Below are 12,353 nucleotides of genomic sequence, written 5' to 3' on the forward strand. Positions count from 1 at the left end.
AATGACGAAACAAACAGTGATTGTCACAGGGGGATCAAGCGGTATGGGGAAGGCGATGGCTGCTCATTTGGCAGCTGAAGGCTGGAATGTCGTGATTACTGGTAGAACGGAAGAGACGCTGGAAAAAACGGCAAAAGAAATGAAGCAGAAGGGCGGATCGGTCGCTTATTTCCAAATGGATGTACGAAACCCAGAGGATGCTGACCAAATGGTCAAGTTTGCAGTGGATACATTTGGTGATGTCGATGCCCTCATTAACAACGCAGCAGGAAACTTTTTAGTGCCAGCAGAAAAACTGTCTCCTAACGGCTGGAAGGCTGTCATTGATATTGTGTTAAATGGTACATTTTTTTGCAGCCATGCAGTGGGGAATTACTGGATTCGTCAAAAGAAAAGGGGAAGTATGATTAACATGGTGGCCACCTATGCATGGGGTGCTGGTGTAGGCGTGGCGCATTCGGCGGCAGCAAAGGCCGGTGTGTTGTCTCTCACTCGAACGCTTGCTGTGGAATGGGGGAAGCAATATCGAATTCGCGTCAATGCGATCGCACCAGGTCCAATTGAGAGAACAGGCGGTGCAGATAAACTATGGGAATCTGAAGAGGCAGCGCAAAGAACATTAGATAGTGTTCCTCTTGGCAGACTGGGCACACCTGAGGAAATTGCAGCGCTTGCGAGCTTTTTATTGTCTGAGCATGCGTCTTATATAAATGGAGATTGTATCACGATGGATGGGGGACAATGGCTCAACCAATCACCATTTTGATTGACGATGTAAGACCTGCTTTTGATGTGGTATAATCACACAAAGAGAGAAGCAGGTGATGAAAATGGTCGATCCATTGGATATTTTAACGAATATTGAAGATGTTTTCCCGCACTATCAAGCAATATTCAGTGCGGAAGAGCAAAAAGTGATAGGCTATGAGATTCTAGGAAGAATGAAGCTTGAGTCAGAAACGGTCAGCCTAGGCTCCTTCTTTACGGATTCATCTATTCCTGACGAATATAAATTGGAAGTAGATCACAAAGTATTGACTCAAGCACTTGATCTCTTCACAACTGCAGATGACGATTTGCTCATTTTTATTAATCATGATGCCAATATCCTCATGCTGGATCATGGAGAAAGCTTTTTAGAACTTTTAAAGGAATATGAAGCACGGGGCATTCAGCTTAACCGGTTTGTTATTGAGTTTGCAGAGCATACGTTTAGCGGCGACATTGAACAGCTATACCATACGTTAACGTATTATCGTACATATGGGATTAAAATCGCCGTCTCAAATATAGGAAAAGAAAGCAGTAATCTTGACCGGATTGCCTTGCTTTCACCTGATTTATTAAAAATAGATTTACAGGCATTAAAGGCATCGGCTCCATCTCCTTCCTATGAATATGTCTTGTACAGCATTTCATTGCTTGCAAGAAAAATAGGAGCAGCCTTAATTTATGAGGATATTGAAGCAAATTTCCAGCTGCAGTATGCTTGGAGAAATGGCGGGAGATATTTTCAAGGGTTCTATCTTCATGAGCCTGCACGAGAATTAATCGACCGAAACCACCGAAAAGATCAGCTTAGAGAAGAATTCCAGCAATTTATTGCCCATGAGAAAAAGAAGCTGCAAGCGGTCTACGAACATTCTGAAACATTCTATAAACGAATTCATCAAGCTGTTACGACTTTAAAGAAATCGTGCAGTACAAATGATGAGCTCATTCAAAAGCTGGCACTCGAACTAACAGATTGCAGCTTCCGGATTTATATGTGTAATGAAGAAGGCTTTCAAATCACTGGAAATGTGTTCAAAAAAGAAGAAGAATGGCTGTTTCAGCCGGAGTATATCGAAAAAAACTGGAGCTGGCGTCCTTATTTCCTAGCAAATATTCTTCAAATGAGAATTAGCGGAAAAGGATTTTTCAGCGATATTTACAGTGATTTAGAAACCGGTGAGAGGATACGTACGTTTTCTTATCCTTTAGAGGGAGATATGTATTTGTTTATAGACCTTCCGTATGCTTATTTATATGAGCAAGATGGATTAATTTGAAGATGCGGCGTGAAGACAAACCCTCTCATTCGTTGTCAGTCCTATGTGCTAGTGCTCACGAATGTATAATTCGCTCCGCTCCGGTACTCGTCCTTCCTAGACTTCAAAAGTTTTCTATCACACTGAAATGTAAACAAAAGGCAGCCTTGAAGGCTGCTTTTTTTGATAGAAAAAAGAAATAAAAAATGGTTGACAATGAAACTGATAATCATTATCATTTAGTTATAGAGAGAAGCTACTCTCTGTTCCCCAACCCCTCTATCAGATCAAGATCCAAAAAACTTGGCGCTACCCCCGCCAAGTTTTTTTTGTGCTTCAATCTTTCCCTTCATGCATAGGACAGCCCAAACCTTCCATACACCTTAAGTGATGATAGTTAGACGGTAGGAGGGAAACATCATGATCAAACGTGACACGCGGCTGCTCATTGATTTGCCAAGGCCAGATCACCCAGATGCAAATGGTGCCGCTGCTGTGCAAGAATTACTCGGCGGAAAATTCGGTGAAATGTCCACATTAAATAATTACATGTTTCAATCCTTTAACTTTAGAGGAAAACGAAAACTTAAACCGTTTTATGACCTCGTATCCAGTATTACGGCTGAAGAATTCGGTCATGTTGAGCTTGTAACCACAGCCATCAATCTCATGATTACAGGAACCACCCATGGCGGGGACCCAGATACGACGCCGATGAAGGCAGCTGTCGATAAACGAAATACACAGCATTTTATTCAAACAGCCCAAACAGGCTATCCGTTTGATTCAATGGCAAAACCTTGGACCGGAGAGAATGTGTTCTCAAGTGGCAACCTCATTCTTGATCTTCTCCATAATTTCTTTCTTGAATGCGGAGCACGTACGCACAAAATGCGCGTATATGAAATGACGGACCATCCTACAGCAAGAGAGATGATCGGTTATTTACTTGTCAGGGGCGGCGTGCATATTGTGGCATATGCAAAGGCACTTGAAGTCGCTACAGGAGTAGATGTGGGGAAGATGCTGCCAATCCCAAATCTCGACAACAAATACTTTGATTCAGCGAGGAAATTTGAAGACCAGAATGTTCATACAAAGCTGTACACATTTAGTGATACGGATTACAAGGATATTAATAAAATTTGGAAAGGCACCCATCCGATTGATGGAAAGCCGCTGACAGTCATTGAGGGCACCCCGCAAGGTGCACCTGTGCCAGATTATAGAGAATTACCGGAAGAGTTTGCTCCAGGCATTTCAAAAGAGGATTTTGATGAAATTGCGAAACGGCTGATGAGATCTGCTGGTTTATAAAATCAGGGTGCATGAGATGAGAAAAAAGACTCAAACTAAAAAAACAGATTCTTTTTCTTTTTTTGAATTCAAGAGGAAAAATATCATCTGAGAACACTTTATGGTATGATGCTTTGTAGGACTTGTGTATAATCAATACGGGTTCATCTTGAGTTGTTTTTTTGAAAGGAGTCTTTTTTTAGAATGTCACAATTAATGGGTATCATTACAAGGCTGCAAAGTCTTCAAGAGACAGCAGAAGCTGCAAACGAGCCGGCACAGCGTTATTTCGAAGTGAACGGTGAGAAAATCTGTAGTGTTAAGTATTTCGAAAAGAATCAAACGTTTGAATTGACTGTTTTTCAACAAGGGGATAAGCCAAATACTTTCCCATTTGACAACATTGATATGATTTCGATTGAGATTTTTGAGCTTCTACAATCCTAAGCTGAATCGTATGAAATGTTTTTTCTGAGGATTCCTTCGTTTATTGCGGCAGCATACATGGATCATCATAGATGATATGTACAAATGGAAGATGATCAATCAGCGCATTTTTCGGATAAGAGACCATTAAAAAGGAGTTCCTTTCTGTGAGTGATTCTTTTTTCTACAATCTTTCTGAAGATCATTTAGCGTTTTCTGATGTCGTCATGAGAATGAAAGACTTTATTCGAAAAGACCCTAGATCCGCCTATGTGTTATCAATTGGTACGGACTCTCAGGTCAATCAAAATGTCACAACATTTATGACTGCAATTCATCTCCACCGGATTGGCAAAGGAGCATGGGGCTGTCTCACACAACAAGTGATCGAGAGACCCGTGCAAAGTCTTAGAGAAAAAATTTCATTAGAGACAGCGTTTAGCCAAAAGGTATGTGCAGACATCCTTGAGGGGCCTTTAACAGAACTGATGGATTTGCTTCTTCCGTTTGCTGAGGAAGGGGCAGACCTTCGTTTTGAAGCCCATCTGGATATTGGCAAAAAAGGAAGTACGAAAGAGCTGATTCAGGAAATGACCGGAATGATCACAGCTATGGGAATTGAAGCAAAAATAAAACCCGACTCATATGCAGCATTTTGCTATGCCAATCGATACACAAAATAAATTCCGTCATTTTTCTCCAAACCTTGTCGAAACGTGCGGTTGACGATTCGATTCTAGTTCCTTATTCTAGCTGTATAGAGAGGAAGCAGACATTCAAAAGCCTGCTAATCAATATAAAAGCATATATGAAACAGGGGGCCTGATGTTGAATGAGCGTCATCGAAAATCGTTTTAATGAAGAAGAGAAAAAGCTATTATTAAACGTATTGCTGAATCAGGAATATGCTGTCGAATTACTAAGCAGTGAGATCAATGATATAGAATGTGGAACAAAAAATGTCGACGACAATACGTATAAGCAATTGATCACATTGTATGACAGAGTAAGGTTTGAGAATTAATATTGGTTTAACATTCTATTAGATACTCGGGGGCTGAGTATCTTTTTTATGCAGAAAAAAATCTTTCGACAAAATTCGTTTTAGTTTATGCTTAATCGTAATGGGGAATGTATGATTGATGATTGAGAGAAAAGGGGTCGAAGAAACATGATAGAGATAGAACCGACTCAATTGCTTGAGTCCACAGTAGCCGAGCATATGATTGATGCAGATAAAGTCGCACATGTTCAAATTGGAAATAACCTTGAGCATGCCCTATTGGTTCTAACAAAAACAGGATATACAGCTATACCGGTATTAGACGCTTCTTATCATTTACACGGGTTAATTGGAACGAATATGATTATGGATAAAATCTTCGGTTTAGAACGAATCGAATTCGAGAAGCTCGATCAGTTGAAGGTTGAAGAAGTCATGCTGAAGGATATTCCGAGACTTAAAACAACAGATCCTGTACTAAAAGGCGTTCACGCAGTGACGAATAATGGATTTGTTTGTGTAGAAAATGAGGAGCAGGTCTTTGAAGGCATTTTTACTCGACGAGTTGTATTAAAGCGCTTAAATGAGGTCATTCATTCCGCAAAAAAATGAGCTGCAGCCCAGCTTATTTTTTTTGCCTTCATAAGTTAAAATTTATATAATGAGCATATAAAATAAGAAAAACTTATAGAGAGAAAGGGGACGCCCATGCAGCTTCAGGAGTTACATATGCTTGTTGTGCTAAGTGAAGAATTGAATATGAGAAAGGCTTCAGAGCGGCTCTTTGTCTCTCAGCCTGCATTATCTCAAAGATTGCAGACGATCGAAAAGGAATGGGGAACCAAAATCTTTTTTCGTTCACAAAAGGGGCTGACTGTGACCTCGGCAGGTGAACAGATTATTCAATTTGCAAAAGAGGTGACAGTTGAACAGGATCGAGTGAGAGAGCGAATTGATGAACTTGAGGGTGATATTCACGGTACACTCAAGCTTGCGGTGGCGTCGATTATTGGACAGCACTGGCTGCCAAAGGTGTTAAAACGGTATGTTGAAAAATATCCAAATGCCAAAGTATCACTCGTTACTGGCTGGAGCAGTGAAATGCTCAAAAGCTTGTATGAAGACCACGTGCACATAGGAATCATTCGCGGTAACCCTGATTGGAAGGGGACAAAGGAATACTTGATGACAGATCATTTATATTTAGTCGATTCCGTGATCAAGGACGTAGATGAATTAATCAAGACGGAGCGGCCATTTATCCAATTTAAAAGCGACAGCACATATTATCAGGAAATCCAGCACTGGTGGCACCAAAAATTTAAAGTGTCTCCAAAACAGACGATTCTCGTGGACCAAATTGAAACATGTAAACAAATGGCCTACCACGGCATCGGCTACGCCATTTTGCCTTCTGTTACCTTATATGACCACGAAAAAAGTGTTTATAAAACACCGCTTGTTGATGTGAATGGAGAGCAAATCGGCCGTGACACATGGCTGCTAGGCTATGAAGCGTCTTTTCAGCTAAAACAGGTGCAAGCTTTTGTCGGTGTGGTTAAAGAAATGCTTGAAAATGATGCGGTGTAAGTACCTTCTTGGAATAGGGAGGTACTTTTTTTTATGAAATCATTTGACAATGAAAATCATTATCATTTAAAGTGTACATATAATAATTGAAAATGATTATCATTTAGATGAGGTGACCGATAGATGAAAGCACTAATTGCATTTGCGAGTATGTCTGGAAATACGGAAGATATGGCAGCAATCTTAAAGCAAACACTTGAAGGAAAAGGGATCGATACAGAAATGATGGAATTTGATGATACGAATGCAGAAGACCTTTCCTCATACGATTACGTATTCATTGGTTCTTATACATGGGGTGATGGAGATTTGCCTTATGAAGCAGAGGATTTTTATGAAGAGGTCTCTACTCTTGAACTTAGCCACATCAAAGCAGCTGTCTTTGGATCGGGTGATTACAGCTATCCGAAGTTTTGTGAGGCTGTCCATACATTCCATGACATGCTGAAATCAACGGGTGCATCCGTTTTTCCTGAAACATTAAAAATGGAGCTTGCACCGGATACAGATGAAGATGTGGCGTGCTGTCAGGAATTTGCAGCGAGCTTTTTAACGTGGGCTGCTTTGTCTGAGAAACGAGTTGAAAATCATGTTTCATAAAGGAGCAACAGCCGTTGCAGCATCTAAAAACGGTGGATACTTTGTTGCTGTAAAACGTGAAGGTATTTTTCACTATAATGTGGAAAGCGGATGGCAGCAGCTGTTTAAGCTCAAGCATAAAATCCATGCGATCAGCTATATTGGCCCTTATTTATTCGGTGTTGGTGAAAATGGCACAGTAATTAGATCAGGAGATGAAGGCAGTACATGGGCGTTGTCTTCATTCCCAACAAATGCAGTCGTTTGGTCTATTACAGGACGCAAAGATGGGTTTGTATGTGCGCATGGAAAACATAGTATCTATGTGTCAAATGATTTCGGAATTTCCTGGGAAATTATGAAGCCATTTGCTCATGTGAATCATCCGCCGGTCATTCGTTCTTTATGTGCTGCAGGTGACCATCTTTATATTGGAACACAGATTCATGAGGTTCACGGAGGAATATGGGTGTATGACTTGCAAAGTGAACAGATTTTTCTTCTAAACAGAGAGGAGCACCGCATGACAGCTTCTATGCTGCTCTGTCATGAACATCTTCTTGTTTGTGCGTTAGGTTCAAAAAAAGGCAAAAAAGGATCTGTTCAAATTTTAGATTTACATACAAATATTCTGCATGATATTCAATCACAGGCCTTTGCTAGAGAAGAATCATTTTTGGATGTGTCAGAGGATAATGGCATTGTGTATGTGACCACCTCACAAGACGAACACGGATTTTCTAAAGTGTATCAGCTTGATATTGAGCAAAAAGAGCTCAAATGGTTTGATACGATCAAAGGACATGGTTTTCGTGTAGCCAATCAAAACGAAAACTTTTTCTGTGCGGGTTTATATGAAAGTAAGTTTGTCAGGCCATATGAGGAGCCTGCATTGATTCATTGATAAGGAGGAAGAAAAAGTGACAGAAAAGGTTTTATTGGTATATGCCACGATGTCTGGAAATACAGAAGCGATGGCAGATTTAATTGAAAAAGGTATAACGGAAGCAGGAGCCAGCGTAGACCGGCATGAAGCGATGGATATTGATGCTGAGCTGCTCAATGATTACTCGCACATTATGTTAGGTGCGTATACATGGGGAGATGGCGATCTTCCGGATGATTTTATTGATTTATATGAAGAAATGGAAGAGCTTGATTTAACGGGAAAAGCATTTGCAGTATTTGGTTCTGGCGATACATCTTACGAACATTTTTGCGGAGCTGTCGACCTAATTGAAGAAAAAGTGAAGGAGCTTGGCGGTGACATTGTCCTGCCTTCAGTTAAGATTGAGCTCAATCCAGAAGGGGAGGAAGAAGACGAATTAATTTCTTTTGGCAGACAATTTGTTCAGCTTCACCAGCAAGAAGCGGGATAATCGGTCCCGCTTGTTTTATTTTCCATTGCGGAGATGACTCTAACACTTGTCATTAAAACACTCCTTTGGTACAGTAATGAAGTATAAATTAAGAGGAGGACATACATACATGAAACAAATGGACGCTAATGAAATTATTTCATTTATTCAAAATAGTACAAAATCAACACCTGTCAAAGTCTATATCAAAGGAGACTTAGAAGGTATTGAGTTTGGTGAACATGCAAAAACATTCATCACAGGAAACACTGGAGTTGTTTTCGGTGAGTGGAGCGAAATTCAAGAAGCGCTAGCATCTAACAAAGATAAAATTGAAGATGTTGTCGTAGAAAATGACCGCCGCAACTCTGCAATTCCGATGTTAGATTTGAAAAACATTAAAGCCCGTATTGAGCCAGGGGCAATCATTCGTGACCAAGTTGAAATCGGTGATAATGCAGTCATTATGATGGGTGCTTCTATTAATATCGGTTCTGTGATTGGCGAAGGTACGATGATTGACATGAACGTGGTGCTTGGCGGCCGTGCGACAGTAGGTAAGAACTGTCATATCGGTGCTGGATCTGTTCTTGCAGGTGTCATTGAGCCGCCGTCTGCTAAACCAGTTGTTGTAGAAGATGACGTTGTCATCGGTGCGAACGCTGTTGTTCTAGAAGGCGTGACAATTGGTAAAGGTGCAGTAGTAGCTGCTGGTGCGATCGTTGTAAACGATGTAGAGCCTTACACAGTTGTAGCAGGTACACCTGCTAAGAAAATCAAAGACATTGATGAGAAAACAAAAGGTAAGACTGAAATCAAACAAGAACTGCGTCAGCTTTAATTATATAATTCGCAGCTGAAGACAAAGACGTGGATGAGATATCCACGTCTTATTCGTATAGAAGAAAGGAAGTGAGTTCACTTGTTAAATCGTGAGCAATTAATATCCATTCGAAGAGATTTACACCAAATCCCTGAGCTTGGTTTCCAAGAATTTAAAACTCAAGCGTATCTCATTCAGCACCTTAGCACCTATTCAAAAGATCGAGTTGAGATTGAAACGTGGCGAACTGGGCTTTTTGTGAAAGTGAAGGGAACAAATCCAACGCGCGTATTTGCTTATCGTGCAGATATGGACGGTCTGTCTATTCCTGAGGAAACAGGGTATCCATTTGAATCTGTGCATGAAGGAAAGATGCATGCATGTGGACATGACCTTCATATGACCATTGCACTTGGTATCATTGATCATTTCGTTCATGAACCGATCAAAGAAGACGTATTATTTATCTTCCAGCCGGCAGAAGAAGGGCCAGGCGGAGCTGAACCGATGCTTGCAAGTGATGTATTGAAAAAATGGACACCAGACTTTATTACAGCGCTGCATATCGCACCTGAATATCCTGTTGGAACAATTGCTACGAAGCCTGGTTTGTTATTTGCCAATACGAGTGAGCTTGTGATTGAGCTTGAAGGAAAAGGCGGACACGCTGCATATCCTCATTTAGCAAATGATATGGTTGTTGCTGCAAGTGCACTTGTAGGTCAGCTGCAATCGGTCATTTCGCGTAATGTCGATCCCCTTGATAGTGCGGTCATTACAGTCGGTACAATTACCGGTGGAACGGCTCAAAATATTATTGCGCAGCATGCAAAGCTTGACGGTACCATTCGCACACTATCCCCAGAGTCTATGGACAAGGTGAGAAAGCGAATTGAAGCATTGGCAAAAGGCGTTGAAATTGGCTACGAATGCAAGGCAACCGTTCAATACCCTTCCTCTTATTACGAAGTGGACAATTCAAAGGATTTGACAGAGGAATTTATGTCATATGTAGCCGAAGAAGGGCTAGCAAATGTGATTGAATGCAGAGAAGCCATGACAGGAGAAGATTTTGGCTACATGCTGAAAAAATATCCCGGCTTCATGTTTTGGTTAGGGGTCGATTCAGAATACGGCCTGCACCATGCAAAGCTCCAGCCTGATGAAAACGCGATTGAAACAGCTGTGAATGTCATGACGGCTTATTTTAAAAAGCAAGCTGGGGAATGAATAATCGAGCTGCCTCCTGTACACCTTATGAACAGGAGGTGTTCTTGATTATGACAAGAATTGGTGTAGAACAATCTTTATCCGATGTAGAAGAACTATTGAAGCAAAAAGGATATGATGTCGTACGTATTCAAAATGAACAGCAAATGGATCAGTGTGACTGTTATGTCGTCACAGGACTAGATTCAAATGTTCTTGGCATTTCAGACACAACAACAAAGGCATCTGTTATTACAGCATCAGGTATGACGGCTGATGAAATTTGCCAAGAAGTAGAACAGCGTGTTCAATAAAACAAGAAAAAGAACCGGTAGATTATGATCCCGGTTCTTTTTGCTCTTTTTCTATATCGAGTACTTCTTTCATTTTTTTGCGCAAGATTCGTTCCACTCGCCATTGCTCCATTGTTTCAGTTTTCGCTATGATGCGCAGCACAAGGGAAGAGGAACCGAACGCCTCTACGCCGACAACTTGAGGACCTTCGATAATTTGAGGAGTTTCCTCCCGTACCTCATCACAGGCAGCTTGGAGGGCTGTGATCATCTGATCCACATTTTCATCCGGTGACAGCTCAATATCAACGAGTGCCTGCATCGTCCCTCTTGAATGATTGCTTACATTCAGTATGCTGCGATTTGGAATGAAATGAAGGGTGCCGTCAAAGCTTCGAAGCTGCGTGGTTCTTAGGCCAATTTGTTCGACAATCCCATCGAAGCCAGCGACCGTTATATATTCTCCTACATCAAATTGTTTTTCCAATAATATAAAGAATCCAGTCACAATATCACTCACTAACCCTTGAGCGCCAAAGCCGATCGCAAGTCCCACAACGCCCGCACCTGCCAGTAAAGCGGTCGGGTTATAATGAAATAAGTCGAGGATCATCACAACTAGAATAAAAATCAATAAGTAGGCGAAAATATTTAACGTCAAACTTTGCAGTGTCTGAGCTCTTGATAAAGAGACCTCATGCTTTTCAGCGAATGTTGAATAAGCGCGCTTAATCATCTTGTTTCCTATGGCTCTGATGATAAAGTAAATGGCAAAAATGGCGACTAGTTTTAGCAAAATCATACTGCTATTGAGGATAATGGAAACCCAATCTACTTGTTGAAATGCTCTCATAATCTTCAAAACCTTTCTATGTATGCTCTAAAAGAGAAGCTAATCATTTGTTCCCTTATGCAAGTCATGTTAAACTTTTGATAAGTAGAGCAGGAATTGTGACAAATCGTTAATTAAATTTATTATTAATTAATATTGACTAAAAATCGCATAAGTATTATAATTGTAATTGTGAAGTTATTAACTAAATGAGAATTTTAAGTTTTGATTCTCATTTTATATACAGCTAAGAAGACTGTATAAAGATATTATTTTTTGGAGGGATTTACATATGGCAGAGCGTTTTGTAGGAAAACAAGCTCCACGTTTTGAAATGGAAGCAGTACTTGCTAACAAGGAATTTGGTAAAGTAAGTTTAGAGGAAAACATGAAGAATGACAAATGGACAGTTCTTTTCTTCTATCCAATGGATTTCACATTTGTTTGCCCAACTGAAATTACAGCAATGAGCGATCGTTATGACGAGTTCGAAGATTTAGATGCAGAAATCATTGGTGTATCTACTGATACAATCCACACGCATCTTGCTTGGATCAATACAGACCGTAAAGATAATGGTCTAGGTGAATTAAAATACCCGTTAGCTGCTGATACTAACCACACAGTATCTAGAGAATACGGCGTTTTAATCGAAGAAGAAGGAATTGCTCTTCGCGGTTTATTCATCATTAACCCAGAAGGCGAACTACAATACCAAACAGTATTCCACAACAATATCGGTCGTGATGTAGATGAGACATTACGTGTTCTTCAAGCATTACAAACTGGTGGACTTTGCCCAGCGAACTGGAAACCTGGTCAAAAAACACTTTAATTGATAACTGAAGAAACAGGAGGGTCTAACTGATGTTAGACCTTTTTGTTTCGACACATACAATGGATGGAGGCGCTTC

At 40.6% G+C, this 12,353-nt stretch carries 16 protein-coding genes; 15 read left to right on the forward strand and 1 reads right to left on the reverse strand.

Annotated features, from left to right (window positions below):
• The first annotated feature begins 1 nt into the window (after position 1).
• The 14 genes from fadH to MHB66_RS06740 all read left to right on the forward strand — a co-directional run bounded on the left by fadH (position 2) and on the right by MHB66_RS06740 (position 10,628).
• Positions 2-766 (forward strand): 2,4-dienoyl-CoA reductase, encoded by a 765-nt coding sequence (fadH, locus tag MHB66_RS06675; RefSeq protein ID WP_024426862.1) that lies wholly within the window; start codon positions 2-4, stop codon positions 764-766.
• A 64-nt stretch (positions 767-830) separates the two neighbouring features.
• Positions 831-2,051, forward strand: coding sequence for an EAL-associated domain-containing protein (locus MHB66_RS06680; protein WP_046312213.1), 1,221 nt, complete (start codon positions 831-833; stop codon positions 2,049-2,051).
• 399 nt (positions 2,052-2,450) lie between these two features.
• Positions 2,451-3,347 carry a manganese catalase family protein gene (locus tag MHB66_RS06685; protein ID WP_046310803.1) on the forward strand — a complete coding sequence of 299 codons (897 nt, stop codon included), beginning with the start codon at positions 2,451-2,453 and terminating at the stop codon, positions 3,345-3,347.
• A 183-nt stretch (positions 3,348-3,530) separates the two neighbouring features.
• Complete coding sequence (locus tag MHB66_RS06690; protein WP_003212254.1) at positions 3,531-3,773, forward strand: DUF1797 family protein; 243 nt, start codon at positions 3,531-3,533, stop codon at positions 3,771-3,773.
• Between the two features lie 146 nt (positions 3,774-3,919).
• Positions 3,920-4,435: a ribonuclease H-like YkuK family protein gene (locus MHB66_RS06695; RefSeq protein ID WP_024426864.1), complete on the forward strand. Its 516-nt coding sequence runs from the start codon at positions 3,920-3,922 to the stop codon at positions 4,433-4,435.
• 149 nt (positions 4,436-4,584) lie between these two features.
• A complete protein-coding gene (gene abbA / locus MHB66_RS06700; RefSeq protein WP_003210802.1) occupies positions 4,585-4,776 on the forward strand; it encodes an antirepressor AbbA in 192 nt (63 codons plus the stop codon).
• A gap of 147 nt (positions 4,777-4,923) precedes the next feature.
• Positions 4,924-5,367, forward strand: coding sequence for a cyclic-di-AMP-binding protein CbpB (gene cbpB / locus MHB66_RS06705; protein WP_024424720.1), 444 nt, complete (start codon positions 4,924-4,926; stop codon positions 5,365-5,367).
• Between the two features lie 96 nt (positions 5,368-5,463).
• On the forward strand, positions 5,464-6,345 hold the full coding sequence (locus MHB66_RS06710) for a LysR family transcriptional regulator (RefSeq protein WP_024424721.1): 882 nt from the start codon (positions 5,464-5,466) through the stop codon (positions 6,343-6,345).
• A 123-nt stretch (positions 6,346-6,468) separates the two neighbouring features.
• A complete protein-coding gene (locus MHB66_RS06715; protein WP_024426866.1) occupies positions 6,469-6,945 on the forward strand; it encodes a flavodoxin in 477 nt (158 codons plus the stop codon).
• Positions 6,935-7,828, forward strand: a complete 894-nt coding sequence (locus MHB66_RS06720; RefSeq protein ID WP_046312215.1) for a hypothetical protein — start codon at positions 6,935-6,937, stop codon at positions 7,826-7,828. The genes MHB66_RS06715 and MHB66_RS06720 overlap by 11 nt, the downstream gene beginning before the upstream one ends.
• 16 nt (positions 7,829-7,844) lie before the next feature.
• A complete protein-coding gene (locus MHB66_RS06725; protein WP_024424724.1) occupies positions 7,845-8,303 on the forward strand; it encodes a flavodoxin in 459 nt (152 codons plus the stop codon).
• Positions 8,304-8,412: 109 nt separating this feature from the next.
• Positions 8,413-9,123 carry a 2,3,4,5-tetrahydropyridine-2,6-dicarboxylate N-acetyltransferase gene (gene dapD / locus MHB66_RS06730; protein ID WP_008347987.1) on the forward strand — a complete coding sequence of 237 codons (711 nt, stop codon included), beginning with the start codon at positions 8,413-8,415 and terminating at the stop codon, positions 9,121-9,123.
• An 81-nt stretch (positions 9,124-9,204) separates the two neighbouring features.
• Positions 9,205-10,335: an N-acetyldiaminopimelate deacetylase gene (locus MHB66_RS06735; protein WP_034281599.1), complete on the forward strand. Its 1,131-nt coding sequence runs from the start codon at positions 9,205-9,207 to the stop codon at positions 10,333-10,335.
• 50 nt (positions 10,336-10,385) lie between these two features.
• On the forward strand, positions 10,386-10,628 hold the full coding sequence (locus tag MHB66_RS06740; protein ID WP_024424725.1) for a YkuS family protein: 243 nt from the start codon (positions 10,386-10,388) through the stop codon (positions 10,626-10,628).
• A gap of 22 nt (positions 10,629-10,650) precedes the next feature.
• Here MHB66_RS06740 and MHB66_RS06745 read toward each other — a convergent pair whose 3' ends face one another.
• Entirely contained in the window at positions 10,651-11,460 is an 810-nt protein-coding gene (locus tag MHB66_RS06745) for a mechanosensitive ion channel family protein (protein ID WP_024424726.1), read from the reverse strand.
• 271 nt (positions 11,461-11,731) lie between these two features.
• On the opposite strand from MHB66_RS06745, the gene ahpA reads away from it, so the two are divergent.
• On the forward strand, positions 11,732-12,274 hold the full coding sequence (ahpA, locus tag MHB66_RS06750; RefSeq protein ID WP_003211758.1) for a biofilm-specific peroxidase AhpA: 543 nt from the start codon (positions 11,732-11,734) through the stop codon (positions 12,272-12,274).
• Positions 12,275-12,353: the final 79 nt, after the last annotated feature.

This window comes from Bacillus sp. FSL L8-0167, from assembly GCF_038630295.1.
Lineage (GTDB): Bacteria > Bacillota > Bacilli > Bacillales > Bacillaceae > Bacillus > Bacillus safensis.

Excerpts from the sequence above, each read along its gene's own strand:
- fadH (WP_024426862.1), top strand. The coding sequence starts at position 2 with ATGACGAAACAAACAGTGATTGTCACAGGGGGATCAAGCGGTATGGGG.
- MHB66_RS06680 (WP_046312213.1), top strand. The coding sequence starts at position 831 with ATGGTCGATCCATTGGATATTTTAACGAATATTGAAGATGTTTTCCCG.
- MHB66_RS06685 (WP_046310803.1), top strand. The coding sequence starts at position 2,451 with ATGATCAAACGTGACACGCGGCTGCTCATTGATTTGCCAAGGCCAGAT.
- MHB66_RS06690 (WP_003212254.1), top strand. The coding sequence starts at position 3,531 with ATGTCACAATTAATGGGTATCATTACAAGGCTGCAAAGTCTTCAAGAG.
- abbA (WP_003210802.1), top strand. The coding sequence starts at position 4,585 with ATGAGCGTCATCGAAAATCGTTTTAATGAAGAAGAGAAAAAGCTATTA.
- cbpB (WP_024424720.1), top strand. The coding sequence starts at position 4,924 with ATGATAGAGATAGAACCGACTCAATTGCTTGAGTCCACAGTAGCCGAG.
- MHB66_RS06710 (WP_024424721.1), top strand. The coding sequence starts at position 5,464 with ATGCAGCTTCAGGAGTTACATATGCTTGTTGTGCTAAGTGAAGAATTG.
- MHB66_RS06715 (WP_024426866.1), top strand. The coding sequence starts at position 6,469 with ATGAAAGCACTAATTGCATTTGCGAGTATGTCTGGAAATACGGAAGAT.
- MHB66_RS06720 (WP_046312215.1), top strand. The coding sequence starts at position 6,935 with ATGTTTCATAAAGGAGCAACAGCCGTTGCAGCATCTAAAAACGGTGGA.
- dapD (WP_008347987.1), top strand. The coding sequence starts at position 8,413 with ATGAAACAAATGGACGCTAATGAAATTATTTCATTTATTCAAAATAGT.
- MHB66_RS06740 (WP_024424725.1), top strand. The coding sequence starts at position 10,386 with ATGACAAGAATTGGTGTAGAACAATCTTTATCCGATGTAGAAGAACTA.
- MHB66_RS06745 (WP_024424726.1), bottom strand. The coding sequence starts at position 11,460 with ATGAGAGCATTTCAACAAGTAGATTGGGTTTCCATTATCCTCAATAGC.
- ahpA (WP_003211758.1), top strand. The coding sequence starts at position 11,732 with ATGGCAGAGCGTTTTGTAGGAAAACAAGCTCCACGTTTTGAAATGGAA.